Source organism: Pseudomonas sp. LB3P58 (genome assembly GCF_054897895.1).
In genome coordinates this window covers 1,117,422-1,131,811 of sequence record NZ_JBUBVE010000001.1, presented here as the reverse complement: position 1 = coordinate 1,131,811, position 14,390 = coordinate 1,117,422, and the positions used below count along the sequence as shown (strand labels likewise).

Genomic DNA, 14,390 nt, shown 5'->3' with positions numbered 1-14,390 from the left:
AAGCCCGCTCCCACATTTACCGCGCCGTGAAATTAGCCAGCGTTTGCTGCGCTCTTCTCAGTGTTGGTTTTTTCCAGCAAGGTCAGGCGCTCTTGCAGCTTGGCCAGCTCGGCATCGATATCAGCCAGTTTCTTGGCCTTGTCCGCCGCTTCCAGCTTGGTGTCGGCGTTGACAGTGGTGCGCTGCTTGAACAGTTCGAGCTGACGGATCGGCAGCAACTGGTCGTCGCTGGATTTCAGGAACTTGCCCAACTGCATCCCCGCGAGTACGGCTTTCTCGGATTCGGTGTCGCCGTAACTGAAGATGAAATCGCGGATCTTGGTCTTCTCGCTGTCGCTCAGGGCCTTGCTCCACACCAGCGGGTCGGCGGGGATCAGCGGAGACTTCCAGATCACTTTGAGCAGTGCAGCCTTGTCCGGCTGGGTGACGGCCAGGCGATCCCAGCTTTCAGTGTTGAAGGTCGCGACATCCAGTTGCCCTTTGGCCACGCTCAAGGCGTTGACCTCATGGCTGGAGTTGAGGGTGCGTTTGAACGCGGTGGCGGCATCGACGTTGTTCTTGGCGAACACGTAGTAGCCCGGCACCAGATAGCCAGAAGTGGAGTTAGGATCGCCGTTGCCAAAGGTCAGGTTCTTGGCGTTTTTGAGCATGTCGTCGACGGAGTTGATCGGGCTGTCCTTGCGCACGATCAGCACGCTCCAGTAGCCGGCGGCGCCGCTGACGGCTGCGGTCTGGGCGAAGATCTCGCCGTTGGAACGGTCCACCGCCTCGATGGCGGCCTTGTTGCCCAGCCAGGCCACGTCGACCTTGTTGAAGCGCATGCCCTGGATCAGGCCGGCATAGTCAGAAGCAAACGTGGCATTGATTTTCAGGCCCGTCTTCTTCTGCATGTCATCCAGAAACGGCTGCCAGATGCTCTTGAGGTTCTGCGAAGACTCGGTGGACATGATGCCGAAGTTGATGGCTTTTTCTTCAGCCTGGGCAGTACCCAGCACACAGCTGGCGAGTAGCGCGGCGCCAGCAAAAACGCGACCGATACGGTTCAACATGGAATTGATTCCTTGGAGTGCGTCGTTGGAAAAATGAGTGTGTTCAACCGCGCGCCAGTACCAGCCGGGGCGCAGGTTCGGGACGGCGGGCCTGGTCGGAAAACATCAGGCTGGTGTCGATGTCGGCACCGTACAAATCGTTGAGGAACTGACTGTTCAGGTCGGCGGCGAGACCATCGAAATGAATCCGTCCACCCTTGAGGGCCACGGCACGCGGGCAATAACGAGTGGCGTAATCCACCTGATGCAGGGTCACGACCACGGTTTTGCCGTCGCGACGGTTGATGTCGGCGAGGATTTCCATGACCTTGCGCGCCGACTCCGGGTCGAGGGAGGCAATCGGTTCATCGGCCAGAATCACTTCGGCACGCTGGGTCAGGGCTCGGGCAATCGCCACGCGCTGCTGTTGGCCGCCGGACAAGGTGGAGGCGCGCTGAGCCGCCAGATCGGCCAGGCCGACGCGGTCCAGGGATTCGAGGGCGAATTGCTTTTCCTGGGCATTGAACAGGCTCAGATTGCCGCGCCAGCGTGGCATCCGGCCCAGGCAACCGAGCAGCACGTTATCGAGCACGCTGAGGCGGTTGACCAGGTTGAACTGCTGGAAGATGTAGCCGATGTCGGCACGCAAGCGACGCACCTTGCCATTCAGCCGTCCGGACGCCTGCACTTCCCGCCCCAGCACTTTAACGCTGCCGCCATTGCTGCGATCGCAACAGGCCAGGCCCGCGAGGTGCCGCAACAAAGTGGACTTGCCGGAGCCGGAAGCGCCAATCAGCGCGACCATCTCACCGGTGGCGATGGTGAGTTCGAGGTCGACCAGTGCGGTCTTGCGCGCAAAGGTCTTGTTCAGATGATCGACATGGATAGCTGCGTTCATGGGCTTCTCTGTCTGGTTGAACAGCCGTCCATGGCCGTTTTGAAGTTCAACCGACTTTAGGCACGGGCTGTGTCAGCCCTATGACTTGCACATGTCGCTGGATGGGCCATTTGATGAAGGTTTTGTGAAAGGTTGAGTTCTGAAAAACACCGCCCCCCCTGTGGGAGCGAGCTTGCTCGCGATAGCGGAGTGTCAGGCACAGTTGATGTCGACTGACACGGCCTCATCGCGAGCAAGCTCGCTCCCACAGGGGTTGGGGTGAATCGTGAATTTCAGCGGGCACAAAAAAGGCGACCCTTAGGTCGCCTTTGTTTACTGCCCGAATTGTCGTCCCAACCCGCCCGGCACGCCATGGATGTCTGTCTCTTCCCATGGTCCGTTCGGGCTGATCGACCGGCTCCAGCCGTTATCCCAGCGGTAGTACGTGCGCTGGCGGTAGAAGGTGTTGGTCTGATCATCGAGAACGTACACGCCGAGCTTGGCGTCCCAATGGCTGTTGCCACCCGGCGGCGGCGCGAAGCTGGCGGAGGTGCGTGGCAGCGGTTTGGCGGGCTTGGCCGGAATGCCCGGCTTGCCCGGTGTCGGTGTCGTGGACGGCGTCGGACGCGGCTGCGACGGCGGGATCGGTGGCAGCCGTTCAGGCTGCTGCGGCTGGACCACGCAAGCGCTTAACCCCAAAACCATACTGAGCAGGGTGATACGAGCGATGGCGGTCATAGTGGCGATTCCTGTCATTTGTCCGGGCTGTCGATGGTCAGTGTTTGCTGCGCAGTGGTGCTGCTGGCCAGAGGCTGGCTGCGACCGATCCATTCGCCGGCAGTGGGTTTGCCGGCGCGGGAGATGCGTGCAACCAGTTGGACTTCAGGGAAGTTCGACAGTTTCAACTGCGGCATCATTGCGTCGGCGTCGCCCAGTTCAACGGTCGCCGGCAAGTCGGCCACGGTCAGCCGTTTGGCGGCCAATGGCGCAGGAGGCCCTGCGGTGGCGCGGGCGAAAATGAATACGCTGTCGCCGGGCTGGACCTTGGCTTTCAGCTCTGGCGCCAGATCCACTCGCACCTTGAGCAGTGCCGCCACCTTGGCGGCGGGCGCCTGGGCCACCTTGCCGCCACTGGCTTCGAGTTTCTCGGTGGCCCGAGTGATGCCGCCTTGCAGCGCGGCGCGGGAACTGTCCTCCGGCGGCAGTTGCACCAGCAGGCGATTCCAGTAGTCGATGGCGTCCTGATAACGCTGGCTTTCAAAGGCCGCAATACCGAGCAAGCCAAGACTGGTGACTTCTTTCGGATCGGCTTTCAGTGCTTCGTCGGTCAGGGCCTGAACCTTGTCCGACCACTTCTTGCCATCGGCGAAGTACTGGGCCTGCGCCCATTGGCCCAACAGCTCCGGCTGACGACCGGCCAGGTTCACCGTGCGCTCGAAGATCTTCGCCGCATCGCCAGGGCGATCCTGAGCCATGTACGTGCGACCGAGGAAATACAGGCCTTCAGCCGAATCCGGCTGGGCCGCGACTGCACGCTCCAGGCGGCGGGTCATCTCTTCCATCGACAGCGGCGCCTGGGAGAATTCGCGGGTCAGTTCGACCTTGTCGCTCGCCCCGAAATGCAGGTACAGGCCAAGGCCCAACACCGGCACCAGAATCGCCGCCAGCAACGGCCACGGCTTGCCCAGGCGGGATACGCGCGGCGCCTCGACGCCTTCGGTGTCGGCGAGCAACTCACGGGCGGCTTCGGCGCGACCGGTGTCCATTTGCACGGCGTCGAGAACGCCCTCTTCCTGCTGAGTCTGCAACTCAGCCACGCGCTCCTGATACAGCGCGACGTTCAGGGCCGTACGATCTTCCTCAAGCTGGGCGCGGCGGCCACGCAGAACAGGGATCAGCAGAAAACTCAGGGCAACCAGAAGTAGCAGACCTGCAGCGAGCCAGAAATCAATCATTCTTGGTTTTATCCAACAGGTGGTCGAGGCGCTCACGCTCCTCGGCGGAAAGCTCATCCTTGGTGTCAGCGCGTTGCACGCGACGACGGCGGACGATCACGGCGATGATCACAAAACCGCCCAGCAACAGGCCGGCAGGGCCGAACCAGAGCACAGCAGTCTTGGCGTTCAGAGCGGGTTTGTAGCGGACGAAATCACCGTAGCGGTCGACCATGAAGTCGATGATCTGCTGATTGTCCTTGCCCTCGCCGAGCATGCGAAAAATCTCTTTGCGCAGGTCAGCGGCGATCGGTGCGTTGGAGTCGGCAATGTCCTGATTCTGGCACTTGGGGCAACGCAGCTCTTTGGTCAGCTCGCGAAAACGCTCGCGATCACCTTCTTTGGCGAACTCGTAGGTGTCGATGGCCGCGTGCGCCACGCCGGCCATGCTCAAACCCAATACCGCGGCGGCTATCCAGCGCTTCATGGCTTGGCCTCATCAACCAGCGCCTGATACTTGGCCGCCAGTTTTTCGCGCCAGACCTGTTCGTCGATCACGCCAACGAACTTGTCGCGGATGATGCCCTTGGCGTCGATGAAGAAGGTTTCCGGAGCGCCGTAAACGCCGAGGTTCAGGCCCAGGGTGCCTTCATCGTCACGAATATCCAGCTGATACGGATTGTGAAACTCCACCAGCCACTTCAAGGCGTCAGCGTTGACGTCCTTGTAGTTGATGCCGTAGATCACCACGCCTTTCTCGGCCAGTTTGTTCAGCACCGGATGCTCGACCCGGCAGGAAATGCACCAGGTGCCCCAGACGTTAACCAGCGCTGGTTTACCCAGAATATCGGCCTTGGTCAGGGTTTTGTCGCCCTGCACGGCCGGCAGGGAAAACTCCGGGAACGGCTTGTTGATCATCGCCGAAGGCAGCTCGGCCGGGTCCAGATAGAGCCCGCGATAAAGGAAAACAGCCACCACCAGAAAAATCACCAGTGGCAACAGCATCAACCAACGTCTCATGCCGTGGCTCCCGTCATGCCCAGTGCTTCACGCACACGGCTGTTCACCTTGACCCGGTAACGGCGATCCAGCGCCGCCAGCAACCCGCCCAAACCGGTGAGCAGACCACCGAACCAGATCCAGCGTACGAACGGTTTGACGTGGACGCGAACGGCCCAGGCGCCATCACCCAACGGTTCGCCGAGTGCGACGTAGAGGTCACGGGTGAAACCGGCGTCGATCCCGGCTTCGGTCATCACCGAGTTCTGCACGGTGTAGAGGCGTTTTTCCGGGTGCAGCACGCTGACTTCCTTGCCGTCGCGGATCACCCGTACGGTGCCTTTGTCGGAGGTGAAGTTCGGGCCTTCGAAGTGCTTGGCGCCTTCGAACACGAAGTGGTAACCGGCCAGGTCCATGGACTCACCCGGCGCCAGACGCAGGTCGCGCTCGGCACTGTTCTGGCTCGACAGCACGACGCCGAGGGCACACACGGCGATGCCGAGGTGAGCGACCTGCATGCCCCAATAACTGCGGGTCAGGGTCGGCAGGCCTTTGATCAGGCCTTTGTGGCGAGTCTTGTCGAAGATGTCACGCACACCGGCCAGCAACACCCAGGCCGCGAGCATGAAGGTCGCGATCACCGCCCAGTTGAAATCGCCATAAGCGACACCCGCTACCACGGCTAAAGCGGCGCTGCCGAGCAACACCGGCGTCAGCATGCTCAACAGCCATTTGACCGGAGTGTCTTTCCAGCGCACCAGCATGCCGACTGCCATCACCATCATCAGCAAGGCCATCAACGGGATGAACAGTGCGTTGAAGTACGGCGGGCCGACCGACAGCTTGGCGCCGGTCATCGCATCGAGAATCAGCGGATACAACGTGCCCAGCAAAATCATCGAGGCCGCCACCACCAGCACCAAGTTGTTACCCAGCAGCAGAGTTTCCCGGGACCAGAGGTTGAAGCCAACGTGGCTCTTCACCACGGGAGCGCGCAGGGCAAACAGCGTCAGCGAGCCACCGACCACGAACAGTAGGAAGATCAGGATGAACACACCGCGCTCAGGGTCGGACGCAAAGGCGTGAACCGACGTCAGCACGCCGGAACGCACGAGGAAGGTCCCCAGCAAGCTCAACGAGAAGGCAGCGATGGCCAGCAACACGGTCCAGCTCTTGAACACGCCACGTTTTTCCGTGACCGCCAACGAGTGAATCAGCGCCGTACCCACCAGCCATGGCATGAACGAGGCGTTTTCCACCGGATCCCAGAACCACCAGCCGCCCCAGCCGAGTTCGTAGTACGCCCACCATGAACCGAGGGTGATGCCGATACCGAGGAAAGCCCAGGCGACGATGGTCCACGGGCGGGACCAGCGGGCCCACGCCGCATCAAGACGACCGCCCAGCAGTGCAGCGATGGCGAAAGCGAACGCCACGGAGAAACCGACATAGCCCATGTACAACATCGGCGGGTGAACGATCAGGCCGATGTCTTGCAGCAAGGGATTGAGGTCACGACCGTCCGCAGGAATCTGCGGCAGGATGCGGGCGAAAGGGTTCGAGGTAAGGATCAGGAACAGCAGGAAACCCGTGCTGATCATGCCCATCACCGCCAGCACGCGAGCCAGCATCACTTGCGGCAACTGCCGGGAGAACACCGACACCGCGAAGGTCCAGCCGCCGAGGATCAACGCCCAGAGCAGCAACGACCCTTCGTGAGCGCCCCACACCGCGCTGAACTTGTAGTACCACGGCAAGGCGCTGTTGGAGTTGCTGGCGACGTAGGCGACGGAGAAATCGTCGGACATGAAGGCGTAAGTCAGGCAACCGAAGGAGAACAGCAGAAACGCGAACTGGCCCCAAGCCGCTGGTTGAGCGAGGCTCATCCACAAGCGGTCACCGCGCCAGGCACCAAGCAACGGCACCACGGCCTGAACCAGCGCGAAACACAGCGCCAGAATCATGGCCAGATGGCCGAGTTCAGGAATATAGAGTCCAGACGTCATCGATCAACCCTCCTTCGCGGGCGTTGGAGCAGATTGACCGCTGTCTTTCAAAGCCTTGGTCACTTCTGGCGGCATGTACTTCTCGTCGTGCTTGGCCAGCACTTCGTCAGCCACCACCACGCCGTCGGCGTTGAGCTTGCCCAGGGCAACGATGCCCTGCCCTTCGCGGAACAGATCCGGAAGGATGCCGCGGTAGCTGATGGTCACGGATTTACTGAAGTCGGTGACGACGAATTTCACGTCCAGCGAATCGCCGGAACGTTGCAGCGAACCTTTCTCAACCATGCCGCCAGCGCGGATACGCGTGTCTTGCGGGGCTTCGCCGTTGGCGATCTGGGTCGGGGTGTAAAACAGATTGATGTTCTGCTGCAGGGCGCTCAGGGCCAGGCCGACGGCAGCACCGACACCGACCAGGATCGCGAGAATGATGATAAGACGCTTTTTGCGCAGCGGATTCACTTGCCGTTCTCCCGGCGCAGACGACGCGCCTCTTGTTGCAGATACCGCTTGCGGGCCAGGATTGGCGCCGCCACGTTGAGGGCCAGCACCGCCAGGCAGATGCCATAGGCTGACCAGACATACAGGGCATGATGGCCCATGGCGAGGAAGTCGCCGAATGAAGCAAAACTCATCGAGCGGCCTCCAGACTGTTCTGCACTTCGGCCTTGACCCAACTGGCGCGGGCTTCGCGCTTGAGCACTTCAAGACGCATGCGCAGCAGCAATACCGCGCCGAAGAAACAGTAGAAACCCAGCACCGTCAGCAGCAGTGGCAGCCACATCTCGGCGGGCATCGCCGGTTTTTCGGTGAGGGTGAACGTCGCGCCCTGGTGCAGGGTGTTCCACCACTCCACCGAGTATTTGATGATCGGGATGTTGATCACGCCGACAATCGCCAATACCGCGCAGGCCTTGGCGGCACTGTCACGATTGCTGATCGCGTTGCCCAGCGCAATAAGACCGAAGTACAGAAACAGCAGAATAAGCATGGACGTAAGTCGTGCATCCCAGACCCACCACGAACCCCAGGTCGGTTTGCCCCAGATCGCGCCGGTGACCAGCGCCACGGCGGTCATCCAGGCGCCGATGGGCGCCGCGCATTGCAGGGCGACGTCGGCCAGCTTCATCTTCCACACCAGCCCGACGATGCCGCACACAGCCAGCATCACGTAGATGGACTGGGCCAGCATGGCGGCCGGAACGTGGATATAAATGATGCGAAAGCTGTTGCCTTGCTGGTAGTCCGGCGGCGCGAAGGCCAGGCCCCACACTACACCAACGCTGATCAGCAGCAACGCCGCGACGCTCAGCCATGGCAGCAGTTTGCCGCTGATGCCGTAAAACCATTTGGGCGAGCCGAGCTTATGAAACCAAGTCCAGTTCATTACTGTTTCCATCACGGTTGCTCTTCGCTATGAAGAGCCAGGGTCTTTACTGATCAAATTTTGACCAGACCTCATTATTCGCCGACGCTGATCTTCAGGCCAGCAGCTATTGCAAAAGGTGTCAGTGTTATCGCCAGAGCGGTCAGGCTACCAAGCCACAGGAGATAACCGGTCGCCGGCATGCCCTGCAATGCCGCCTGCAAGGCGCCACTGCCGAGAATCAACACCGGGATGTACAACGGCAGGATCAGCAGCGCCAGCAACAGGCCACCGCGCTTCAATCCCACCGTCAGGGCTGCGCCCACCGCACCGAGCAGGCTCAGCACCGGTGTACCCAGCAACAACGAAAGCAGCAACACCGGCAGACAGGCGGTTGGCAAACCGAGCATCAATGCCAGCAATGGAGCGAGCAAAACCAGTGCCAGGCCAGAGAAGGACCAGTGTGCCAGTACCTTGGCCAAAACCAGAAGAGGCAGGGGGTGCGACGAAAGGACCCACTGTTCAAGCGATCCGTCTTCGAAATCACTGCGGAAAAGCCCGTCCAGCGAGAGCAAAACCGATAAAAGGGCCGCTACCCAGACCAGTCCCGGAGACAAGGTTTGCAACAATTGAGACTCGGGTCCGACCGCCAACGGGAACAGGGAAACCACGATCGCGAAGAATACCAGCGGATTGGCCAGTTCCGCAGGACGGCGGAACAGCAATCGGGCCTCACGGGCGACCAACAGGCCGAAAACACTCATACGGCCCAATTCCCCAGATCAATATCGCGATAGCCGGCCGGCATCCGGGTCAGCGTGTGGTGAGTGGTCAAGACCACCATGCCACCGCGCTCGCAGTGTGCGGCCAGGTGTTCTTCGAGTTGCGCCACGCCTTGTTTGTCGAGCGCGGTGAACGGTTCATCGAGGATCCATAGCGGCGGGCATTCCAGGTACAACCGCGCCAACGCGACCCGGCGTTGCTGCCCGGCAGACAGCGTGTGGCAAGGAACATCCTCGAAACCGCGCAGTCCGACCGCCGTCAGCGCCTGCCAGATCGCCTCATGGGAGGCCGGTTGATGCAAGGCGCACAGCCAGCTCAGGTTTTCTTCCGGCGTCAGCAGATCCTTGATCCCGGCGGCATGGCCGATCCACAGCAGGTTGCGCGCCAGCTCAAAGCGTTGCTCGTTCAACGGCTGGCCGTTGAGCAGCACCTGACCGGCAGTCGGCTGCATCAGACCGCAAAGCAGACGTAAAAGGCTGGTTTTGCCACTGCCGTTGGGGCCGCTGATTTGCAACATTTCGCCACTGGCCAGTCTCAATTCGAGATTTTCGAAGAGCAGCCGAAGGTCTCGCTCACAGGCGAGGGCAACGGTTTGCAGGACAGGACTGGTCAAGAGATCACGGGCCTTTTGGGTTCAAGTCGGCAGTGGAGCGGCCGTTAAAGATATGCAGGATAAATGCATTGGCGGCCCGTTCTAAGGAGCTGGATCAAGTATTTGAAATGTTTTCAGCGCCCCGGATACAACGGGGCGGCATTATACATGCCATGCCCTACTCTAAAGAGGGCAATTTCTTCAGGTTGTGACCGCGTATGACAGGCGAAATGAACATCCTCCCGCTACCGCAGACCACCCCCGCGACTTCGCGGCCGCTGGTGGTGAGTGGCGACCTGCTGAAGTTACTGACGCCGATGGAGGGCCTGATCACTGCGGGCCAGACCGCCAAGGCCGAAGTGCTGTCGCTCAAGCAGGCGGATCAGACCTTTCAACTGTTGCTCAAGGTCACCCTCGACAGTGGTCGTCAGACCACGGTCCAGGCCACCAGCACCCAGCCGCTGCCTCAGGGCACCAGCCTGGCGATCACCCAGCCGTCGGCGGGTAATCTGGCCGTCACCGTGCAACAGGCCATCGCCTCCAGCGTTGCCACCCTCACCCGTATCGACACCGCGCAACTGCCGGTCGGCACGCTGCTGCAAGGCAAAGTGCTGACCTCCCAGGTGTTGCCGCAGGTGCCGGGCCAGCCGACGGTGTTCCGCTCGATGGTGAGCTTGCTCAACACCGCGTTGAGCGGCAGCACCCTGAGCATCGACAGCCCGACGCCGCTGCGCATCGGCACCTTGCTGAGCGCGCTGGTGCAGGACACCCAGACGCTGAAGTTCGTGCCATTGAGCAGCCGCCAGGAGCAATTGGCAGTGACCCAACAACTGGTCAGCCAACAGAGCCGCCAAGGCTCGCTGGATGGCCTGCTCAAACTCCTGCAAAACCTGCCGCCCTCGAATCAGACGTCCAGCGATCTGCGTGCTGCCGTCGACAAGTTGCTCGCCGGCCTGCCCGATGTTCAACAACTCAGCACGCCAAAGGGGCTGGCCCAGGCACTGGCCAATAGCGGGCTGTTCCTTGAAGCCAAACTGCTCAGCGGTCAGAACCCGACACTGGCCCCGGACATGAAAGGCGATCTGCTCAAGCTGATCGCACAACTGACGCCCGGCCTGCCGGCCAACACCAATTTGAACGCGATCATTGCCGCCAACACACTGGCCCAGGCCATGCCGAACTTTGTACGCAGCGCCCTCGGCATGCTCGGTCAGGTCAGCGCCAAACCGCAGCCAACCAGCTTCCCGCTGCCCGAGCGTCTACTCCAAAGCATGGACGGCGAAGGCGATCTCGAGCACTTGCTGCGTTTGGCAGCAGCGGCCGTTTCGCGCCTGCAAAGCCATCAACTGTCGAGCCTGGAACAGACCGGCGTCACTGACGACGGACGGTTGATGAGCACCTGGCAACTGGAAATCCCGATGCGCAATCTGCAGGACATCGTGCCGTTGCAGGTCAAGTTCCAGCGAGAAGAAGCGCCCGAGAAAGAACAGCAAAACGAACGCCGCGACGAGCGCGAACCCAAACAACAATTGTGGAGAGTGGACCTGGCGTTCGACATGGAGCCCTTGGGCCCGTTGCAGATTCAGGCACAACTGATCAAAGGCAGCCTGTCCAGCCAGCTGTGGGCCGAACGCCCGTACACCGCCAGCCTGATCGAAAGTAACCTGGCCGAACTGCGCCAGCGTCTGCTGGCGTCCGGCCTGAATGTCGGCGATCTCGATTGTCACCTCGGCACACCGCCACAAGGCCCCCAAACTCGCCTCGAACAACGCTGGGTCGACGAAACCGCATGAAAAACCCCAACACCCCGCGCCAGGCCATCGCCCTCAAGTACGACGGTAACCACGCCCCTACCCTCACGGCCAAAGGTGACGAAGCACTGGCCGAAGCCATTCTGAAGATTGCCCGCGATTATGAAGTGCCCATCTACGAAAACGCCGAGTTGGTGAAGCTGCTGGCGCGGATGGAATTGGGGGAAAGTATTCCGGAGGAGTTGTATCGCACGATTGCGGAGATTATTGCGTTTGCGTGGAATCTGAAGGGCAAGTTTCCCGAGGGGCAAGATCCGGATGCGCCGATGGTGGAGAAGGACATCACCGAACGCGGCGACGACTATTGATGATCGTTCCCACGCTCCGCGTGGGAACGATCTTGGGTAGGCGTCAGTTCTTGTGCAACTTACTCATCAACTCCGCCTCAGCCTGGGTCAAGCCACAAGACTGAGTCAGTTCATCGACGCTCGCGCCCATACCGACCAGTTTTGCCGCTTGGGCAAACGACAGGCTCGACGGATCGCGCTGTTCCAGCTGAGCCAGTTTGTCCGGCAGCGGGCCAACCACTGCGCGCAGTTCGTGCAGGTCTTCACCCATGCGCACGTTGCCGCTCTGGTAGTCCTCGACGCGCTTGGCCAGGTCCTTGATGCGCTGATCGCGCAGCGCATCGCCCTGAGCCTGCTGCGCGGCGATCAGTCGTTGGCCTCGTATGTACGCCAGAAACATCGCCAGCGTGCCTGCCCAAAAGAGGAACAGGACAATGACCGCTACCTCAAGAATCAATCAGATGTTCTCCAGGTCCGACCATTCTTCTTCGCTCATCATCTTGTCCAGCTCGACCAGGATCAGCAGTTCGTTGTTCTTGTTGCACACGCCTTGAATGAACTTGGCGGACTCTTCGTTACCGACGTTCGGCGCGGTCTCGATTTCCGACTGACGCAGGTAAACCACTTCGGCCACGCTGTCGACCATGATCCCGACGACTTGCTTGTCGGCTTCGATGATGACGATACGGGTGTTATCGCTGATCTCGGCATTCATCAGGCCGAAGCGCTGACGGGTGTCGATCACGGTGACCACGTTACCGCGCAGGTTGATGATGCCCAGCACGTAGCTCGGGGCACCCGGGACCGGGGCGATCTCGGTGTAACGCAGGACTTCCTGAACGCGCATCACGTTGATGCCGTAGGTTTCATTGTCCAGTTTGAAGGTTACCCATTGCAGGATCGGATCTTCAGAACCTTTTGCATTCGTCGCTTGATTACTCATACCCTGACCCCTCGAAAAACCGCTTCTGGCGGTGTGTGTTCTGTTGGCGGCATTCAACAATGCCGTCGCATACTTGTTATGTCGGCAGCTATGTCGGTTTGTGTAGCGGCTTGATGCCACCCATGTGCTTTGCCCCGCCGCTGGCGATCAACTCGGCCAGGGCGGAAACGTCCAGCAGCGCACACATGTGCTCAATCACCGTGCCGGCGAGCCATGGCCGCTGACCTCGATGACTTCTCCATTTGATTTCGTTCGGGTCCAGGCGCAATGAGCGGCTGACCTGATGCACCGCCAGCCCCCACTCGTAGCCCTGAACCGAAATAACGTATTGCAGGCCCTGACGGAAATCGTCGCGGTAGCGGTCAGGCATGACCCAACGCGCGGTGTCCAATACTTTCAGGTTGCCGGCCTGGCTTGGCAAGATCCCGAGGAACCACTCCGGCTGACCGAACAGCGGTGTCAGCTCGTGACCGGCCAAAGAATAAATCGAGCCCAGGCACACCAGCGGCACGGCCAGGGTCAACCCGGCGACATCGAACAACAGGCATTCGAATGGCTCGGCGGCCCAGGACGGACGACCATCGGTTTCCACCGGTGGTGGCGTGTTGCTCGGTGGCAGGTGGACTTCGACCACCGGTGGCACCAAGGCTTGCAGCAACGGTGCGATGGTCGATACCGGCGCGAGAACCGGCGCTGGTGCTTCGATCACGGCTACCGGTGCTTTCGCCACGGGCGCTGCTACCGGCGCGGCAACCACGGCGGGTTTCTGCGCATCGCGAGCCTGCTCTTCGAGCACCGCTGCCTGGAACTCGTCCAGCGCAGCTTCAACTTCGACCGCTTCAACAACCTCAACGATTTCAACCAGCGCTTCGATTTCCGGCGGCAACTCTTCAGTCGCCTCCATCAGCAAGCTGTCCAGATAGGACTGCAGCGCGAGTTGCGGGCGCGAGGTGATTTTTACCGGGCGGTTCATCTCACGCCACCTGCGGGACAAGTTGTGCGGCCAGCAGGTGCTTGAGCAGTGCGCGGTACGCGAGAACACCACGGCTCTTGCCGTCGAACTGCGAAGGCGTCACGCCGGCCCGGCTGGCATCGCGCAAGCGGGTATCGACCGGGATGTAGCCCTGCCAGATTTCTTCCGGATACTTGTCGCGCAACACCCGCAGCGTGCCGAGGGACGCCTGCGTGCGGCGGTCGAACAAGGTCGGCACGATGCTGAACGGCAGCGCCTGTTTACGCGAACGGTTGATCATCGCCAGGGTATTGACCATGCGCTCCAGGCCTTTGACCGCCAGGTGTTCGGTCTGCACCGGAATCACCAATTGCTGGCTCGCCGCCAAGGCATTGACCATCAGCACGCCGAGCAACGGCGGGCTGTCGATCACGGCGTAATCGAAGTCCTGCCAAAGTTGCGCCAGGCTCTTGGCAATCACCAGGCCCAGGCCACTCTGCCCCGGCGACTGGCGCTCGAGGGTCGCGAGTGCGGTGCTCGACGGCAACAGCGAAATACTCTCGTGGCTGGTGGGCAACAGCAACTGACCGGGCAAGCCTTGCGGCACACTGCCCTTGTGCAGGAACAGGTCGTAGCTGCTGTGTTCCAGGCTGTCGGGGTCGTAACCGAAGTAGCTGGTCATGGAGCCGTGGGGGTCGAGATCGACCACAACCACGCGCTTGCCCGCCTCGGCCAGCAAACCGGCTAAAGCGATAGAGGAAGTGGTTTTACCAACACCACCCTTTTGATTGGCGACTGCCCAGACTCTCATTCGG

At 60.9% G+C, this 14,390-nt stretch carries 18 protein-coding genes; 2 read left to right on the top strand and 16 right to left on the bottom strand.

Translation table 11 applies throughout. The features are described from left to right. Positions 1-32 precede the first annotated feature (32 nt). The 12 genes from phnD to ccmA form a co-directional block, all read right to left on the bottom strand. Positions 33-1,049: a phosphonate ABC transporter substrate-binding protein gene (gene phnD, locus ACYZTZ_RS05280; RefSeq protein ID WP_461997440.1), complete on the bottom strand. Its 1,017-nt coding sequence runs from the start codon at positions 1,047-1,049 to the stop codon at positions 33-35. A gap of 43 nt (positions 1,050-1,092) precedes the next feature. Further along, positions 1,093-1,926: a phosphonate ABC transporter ATP-binding protein gene (gene phnC, locus ACYZTZ_RS05275; RefSeq protein WP_452627645.1), complete on the bottom strand. Its 834-nt coding sequence runs from the start codon at positions 1,924-1,926 to the stop codon at positions 1,093-1,095. A gap of 312 nt (positions 1,927-2,238) precedes the next feature. Continuing rightward, complete coding sequence (locus tag ACYZTZ_RS05270) at positions 2,239-2,643, bottom strand: hypothetical protein (RefSeq protein WP_056742060.1); 405 nt, start codon at positions 2,641-2,643, stop codon at positions 2,239-2,241. A gap of 14 nt (positions 2,644-2,657) precedes the next feature. Continuing rightward, positions 2,658-3,860 carry a c-type cytochrome biogenesis protein CcmI gene (ccmI, locus tag ACYZTZ_RS05265; RefSeq protein ID WP_461997439.1) on the bottom strand — a complete coding sequence of 401 codons (1,203 nt, stop codon included), beginning with the start codon at positions 3,858-3,860 and terminating at the stop codon, positions 2,658-2,660. Next, the gene (locus tag ACYZTZ_RS05260) at positions 3,853-4,326 is read right to left on the bottom strand and encodes a cytochrome c-type biogenesis protein (RefSeq protein ID WP_008145552.1); all 474 of its coding nucleotides are present in this window, start codon (positions 4,324-4,326) and stop codon (positions 3,853-3,855) included. Before ACYZTZ_RS05260 ends, ccmI begins: the two co-directional genes overlap by 8 nt. Next, complete coding sequence (locus ACYZTZ_RS05255; protein WP_033056022.1) at positions 4,323-4,859, bottom strand: DsbE family thiol:disulfide interchange protein; 537 nt, start codon at positions 4,857-4,859, stop codon at positions 4,323-4,325. The genes ACYZTZ_RS05260 and ACYZTZ_RS05255 overlap by 4 nt, the downstream gene beginning before the upstream one ends. Further along, entirely contained in the window at positions 4,856-6,844 is a 1,989-nt protein-coding gene (locus ACYZTZ_RS05250) for a heme lyase CcmF/NrfE family subunit (RefSeq protein ID WP_461997438.1), read from the bottom strand. Before ACYZTZ_RS05250 ends, ACYZTZ_RS05255 begins: the two co-directional genes overlap by 4 nt. A 3-nt stretch (positions 6,845-6,847) precedes the next feature. Next, positions 6,848-7,303, bottom strand: coding sequence for a cytochrome c maturation protein CcmE (ccmE, locus tag ACYZTZ_RS05245; RefSeq protein ID WP_056742064.1), 456 nt, complete (start codon positions 7,301-7,303; stop codon positions 6,848-6,850). After that, positions 7,300-7,476: a heme exporter protein CcmD gene (gene ccmD / locus ACYZTZ_RS05240; RefSeq protein ID WP_008145547.1), complete on the bottom strand. Its 177-nt coding sequence runs from the start codon at positions 7,474-7,476 to the stop codon at positions 7,300-7,302. The genes ccmE and ccmD overlap by 4 nt, the downstream gene beginning before the upstream one ends. Next, positions 7,473-8,228 (bottom strand): heme ABC transporter permease, encoded by a 756-nt coding sequence (locus ACYZTZ_RS05235; protein WP_111451896.1) that lies wholly within the window; start codon positions 8,226-8,228, stop codon positions 7,473-7,475. Before ACYZTZ_RS05235 ends, ccmD begins: the two co-directional genes overlap by 4 nt. Before the next feature lie 74 nt (positions 8,229-8,302). Further along, positions 8,303-8,971 carry a heme exporter protein CcmB gene (gene ccmB, locus ACYZTZ_RS05230; RefSeq protein WP_008155797.1) on the bottom strand — a complete coding sequence of 223 codons (669 nt, stop codon included), beginning with the start codon at positions 8,969-8,971 and terminating at the stop codon, positions 8,303-8,305. Further along, on the bottom strand, positions 8,968-9,603 hold the full coding sequence (gene ccmA / locus ACYZTZ_RS05225; RefSeq protein ID WP_046046360.1) for a cytochrome c biogenesis heme-transporting ATPase CcmA: 636 nt from the start codon (positions 9,601-9,603) through the stop codon (positions 8,968-8,970). The genes ccmB and ccmA overlap by 4 nt, the downstream gene beginning before the upstream one ends. Positions 9,604-9,800: 197 nt before the next feature. Here ccmA and fliK point away from each other — a divergent pair, with 197 nt between their 5' ends. Beyond that, positions 9,801-11,375: a flagellar hook-length control protein FliK gene (gene fliK / locus ACYZTZ_RS05220; protein WP_461997437.1), complete on the top strand. Its 1,575-nt coding sequence runs from the start codon at positions 9,801-9,803 to the stop codon at positions 11,373-11,375. Then, the gene (locus ACYZTZ_RS05215) at positions 11,372-11,701 is read left to right on the top strand and encodes an EscU/YscU/HrcU family type III secretion system export apparatus switch protein (protein ID WP_461997436.1); all 330 of its coding nucleotides are present in this window, start codon (positions 11,372-11,374) and stop codon (positions 11,699-11,701) included. The genes fliK and ACYZTZ_RS05215 overlap by 4 nt, the downstream gene beginning before the upstream one ends. 43 nt (positions 11,702-11,744) lie before the next feature. Here the strand turns inward: ACYZTZ_RS05215 and ACYZTZ_RS05210 are convergent, their stop codons facing one another. The 4 genes from ACYZTZ_RS05210 to ACYZTZ_RS05195 form a co-directional block, all read right to left on the bottom strand. Further along, the gene (locus ACYZTZ_RS05210) at positions 11,745-12,137 is read right to left on the bottom strand and encodes a DUF2802 domain-containing protein (protein WP_056742068.1); all 393 of its coding nucleotides are present in this window, start codon (positions 12,135-12,137) and stop codon (positions 11,745-11,747) included. After that, the gene (locus ACYZTZ_RS05205; protein ID WP_008155806.1) at positions 12,138-12,623 is read right to left on the bottom strand and encodes a chemotaxis protein CheW; all 486 of its coding nucleotides are present in this window, start codon (positions 12,621-12,623) and stop codon (positions 12,138-12,140) included. Between the two features lie 88 nt (positions 12,624-12,711). After that, positions 12,712-13,596, bottom strand: coding sequence for a CheW domain-containing protein (locus tag ACYZTZ_RS05200; protein ID WP_056742069.1), 885 nt, complete (start codon positions 13,594-13,596; stop codon positions 12,712-12,714). 1 nt (position 13,597) lies between these two features. Next, positions 13,598-14,386, bottom strand: coding sequence for a ParA family protein (locus ACYZTZ_RS05195; protein ID WP_046046365.1), 789 nt, complete (start codon positions 14,384-14,386; stop codon positions 13,598-13,600). Positions 14,387-14,390: the final 4 nt, after the last annotated feature.